The following is a 3,342-nucleotide window of genomic DNA, read 5'->3' on the forward strand; positions in this document are numbered from 1 at the left end:
TAGACGCGGTTTTAACCGCCTTGACAACCCGCGCAGGCGGGTTTTGTCTGTGTAGACGCGGTTTTAACCGCCACTTGACAACCCGCGCAGGCGGGTTTTGTCTGTGTAGTGTAGATAAGGCGAATGGAATTCGCGTCTACACAAACGAAGTCCGCCTGCGCGGACTAATGAAGAATCAAGGAGTTGACAACCCGCGCAGGCGGGTTTTGTCTGTGTAGACGCGGTTTTAACCGCCTTGACAACCCGCGCAGGCGGGTTTTGTCTGTGTAGTGTAGATAAGGCGAATGGAATTCGCGTCTACACAAACGAAGTCCGCCTGCGCGGACTAATGAAGAATCAAGGAGTTGACAACCCGCGCAGGCGGGTTTTGTCTGTGTAGACGCGGTTTTAACCGCCTTGACAACCCGCGCAGGCGGGTTTTGTCTGTGTAGACGCGGTTTTAACCGCCACTTGAGAATGGTGCAAAATGTGAGTATAAACCTACATTAACCTACTTTTGCCTACAAAGGAATAGGCTATCAAACTCCCTACATTAGCCAACCTAATCCCTATGTCTAGAAAAGTATGCTGGTTTCATAGACGAAAAGGATTTAAAGCAATGACAAACCACTATCCAGAATCTCAAGTAAATCTCCCACGGGAAGAAAACGGTTGTATGTTAGCATCTAATGTGAGTGCCATCGCAAACCCACAACATACTACTACTAAAACTGAAACTGCGATCGCAACACCTATCGGATCTCCTTTCAGGGGAGGGGTATGACTGTATAAGAAAGATAGTATAATTCTACTTCAATGTCAAAAATTTATCCAAAGCTGCTACCATAAGTGGAGGCCAACGACGGATATTTTCCACCCAATCTAAATCTTGATATCGCCCATCTAAACCAACTACCGCTACCCAATTACTCTCTGCTTCTCCCGGTTTCCCCTCTACCCATAACACTGCTGTTAAAGCAGCACGTACATCGGCAAACTGAGGATATTTACGAATAATATTGCGCATCTCACCTATAGCTTTATCTTTCTCTCCAATTTGATAAAGGGCGAGAGCATAATTAACCCGGGCAAAGGAAAAATTAGGATCTAATTCTACTGCCTTATGATAATTTGCGATCGCATCCTCCCAATTTCCCAGTCCCCCATGAGCATTACCCAGGTTATTGTAAGCCACAGCATCATTAGGAGTAATCTCCAATACCCGCTGATAATCTGCAATCGCATTTTCCCAAAGTTTCTCCCCTTCATAAGCTATACCGCGATTCAGATAAGGATCTGGTGCATCCGGAGCTAACTCAATCGCCTTATCAAAATCCGCGATCGCATCCACCAACTTATGTTGAATCACCCGATAATTTCCCCGATTACTCCATCCTACAGGATTATCTGGCAATAACTCAATCAACTGACTCCAATACCCTTCCGCCGCCGCAAAATTACCACCTTCAGCAGCAGTAAAAGCCTCTTGCCTAAGCTGATTAATTTGCCTAATCTCACTGGCACTTAAATTAACTTCTGCCATAGCTGGCAGATTGAAAAAACACACCAGCACCACAGAAAATATTGTCAGAATCCATCGCAACATAAAAATACTTGAAATCCTTTTAGGGAAGAGGTCGTTTTAAAATTTGTCTAACATAACCGTACATTTCGCTTGTCAATCCATCCAGTTTACGATCAATATCCTCCCATCGTCCAAGTTTGCTTGTCCACTTTCCATTTGGTAATTGTCTGGCTGCGTGTGTTGGTTCTCCGTCAGGTGTAGCATATATCGCTATTTTCTCAAAACCCTCTTCCAACTCAGCGCGAGCGCACGGTTCATATCCTAAAGTTTGATAAGCTTGGATAAAAGCAGCAATAGTTAATTCTGCTGGTACGCCATCAGGCCAATAATAAGGATTTTCCGGTTCTAAAGGATTCCACCAACGGTCATCTTCTCCCGCAGCCCAGGCAAAGCAATTGTAAATTCGCGACGCTTTACTTGTAATGCGATAACCAGTGACATTAAGGTTTGGAAATTCGTCTTCCTTGTACTTTTCCAGCCTACCATCTGTAGCCACAATCCTTACCCCATTGTATCCATGTTTCTGCCATTTGCGTTAACCTACCCCGCTGTTGTGGCTCAACAGGATTAGCGCCTGTAATAGATTGTAACGCCCAAAACCAATGGTCAGGTTCCCGTTCAAGTTCGCGTAAAATGAGCGGAACAACAGGTTGTCCCATACCAATAATTCGTTGGTAAGTTGGGTGCATTACCATTTTCGAGACTAAAGATATCATTCCTGTTTCTTGCCGCCATTGTTCAGCTAGTTGTAAAAATGTTTCCTCTAAATCTGACGGTTCCAAAAGAGGATAACAGTACGCGGCATTTCTGCGATCAACTTTGTAGATTGTTTCCATTGCACTAACACCTCACTCTTGTGTGAAATAGCTACTTCATTATATATCCATTCCCCATTCTTAAAAATCTAATAACTTAACAAAACGCCCCGCCTCCAGATCGTCAATATCAGCCGCTTGTCTCATCGCTGAAATACAAGTTACCCACTCCCCACAATTTTGCCATGGAGACAACATAGCCGCCCCACCTCTGATTACATAAGGTGGCTCGCCAATAACTGGTAAATCATCTCCTGGCGCATTACTATAATCCGGGAAAAAAGAATCAGCACACCATTCTCCTACAGCCATACCCACCAAACCAAAAGGATTAGCAGCGGCTTGACATTTTTCGCGATCGCTAAATTCAGCCAGGGTAATCTTCTCCTCATCAATTAGCCGATCGCCCCAATAAAATAAACTAGACGTACCACCACGATAAGCATACTCCCATTGTGCTTCAGAAGGCAATCTAAAACCAAGTTCATCCATAATTTGATTAATTTGCTCCCGTGTTAATGTCGCCGGAACAAGCTTCTCATCGGAGTCAAAATCTACCTCATAATCTGAGATATATTCATCTAAATCTAGTTCAATATGTTCTAGGGCAAATGAATTAATAATTGGCAAACGAGATATCAAAAAAGGTCGTAATTTCACAGAATGAACCGGGCGCATTGTCTCCATAGAGCCAAGGAACTCTTCATCTAATCCTTCCTGTTGGATCAAATTACGCAAAGTCACTTCCTCTTGAGGAGATAAACCCATATTAAATTCACCACCAATAATTAGATTAAACTCTAATTCTGTGGGTAAATGTTTAAATGTGGGAATCCGGAATGCGGGATTATTTGTGTAACTACATGTATATTGATGAACGTATTCATCCTGAATCTGAGCTTCTAATTCCTTAATCAGAGTATCCTGTTCAGGTGCGCTCAAGTTTAACCAAAGATCTAATTG

The 3,342-nt window shown here is 43.3% G+C and carries 5 protein-coding genes; 1 reads left to right on the plus strand and 4 read right to left on the minus strand.

Annotated elements, in window-relative coordinates; translation table 11 throughout:
- Window positions 1–598: 598 nt before the first annotated feature.
- Window positions 599–763, plus strand: coding sequence for a hypothetical protein (locus tag NJ959_RS25740; RefSeq protein WP_254014611.1), 165 nt, complete (start codon window positions 599–601; stop codon window positions 761–763).
- Between the two features lie 24 nt (window positions 764–787).
- On the opposite strand, the gene NJ959_RS25745 is transcribed toward NJ959_RS25740, so the two are convergent.
- The 4 genes from NJ959_RS25745 to NJ959_RS25760 form a co-directional block, all read right to left on the minus strand.
- Window positions 788–1,585, minus strand: a complete 798-nt coding sequence (locus NJ959_RS25745; protein ID WP_254014612.1) for a tetratricopeptide repeat protein — start codon at window positions 1,583–1,585, stop codon at window positions 788–790.
- A 19-nt stretch (window positions 1,586–1,604) separates the two neighbouring features.
- The gene (locus tag NJ959_RS25750; protein WP_254014613.1) at window positions 1,605–2,060 is read right to left on the minus strand and encodes a DUF7689 domain-containing protein; all 456 of its coding nucleotides are present in this window, start codon (window positions 2,058–2,060) and stop codon (window positions 1,605–1,607) included.
- A complete protein-coding gene (locus tag NJ959_RS25755; RefSeq protein WP_254014614.1) occupies window positions 2,044–2,400 on the minus strand; it encodes a hypothetical protein in 357 nt (118 codons plus the stop codon). The genes NJ959_RS25750 and NJ959_RS25755 overlap by 17 nt, the downstream gene beginning before the upstream one ends.
- A 60-nt stretch (window positions 2,401–2,460) precedes the next feature.
- The coding region (locus NJ959_RS25760) for a formylglycine-generating enzyme family protein (RefSeq protein WP_254014615.1) at window positions 2,461–3,342 on the minus strand (882 nt) is incomplete at its 5' end.

This window comes from Limnofasciculus baicalensis BBK-W-15, assembly GCF_024178385.1.
GTDB classification, from domain to species: domain Bacteria; phylum Cyanobacteriota; class Cyanobacteriia; order Cyanobacteriales; family Coleofasciculaceae; genus Limnofasciculus; species Limnofasciculus baicalensis.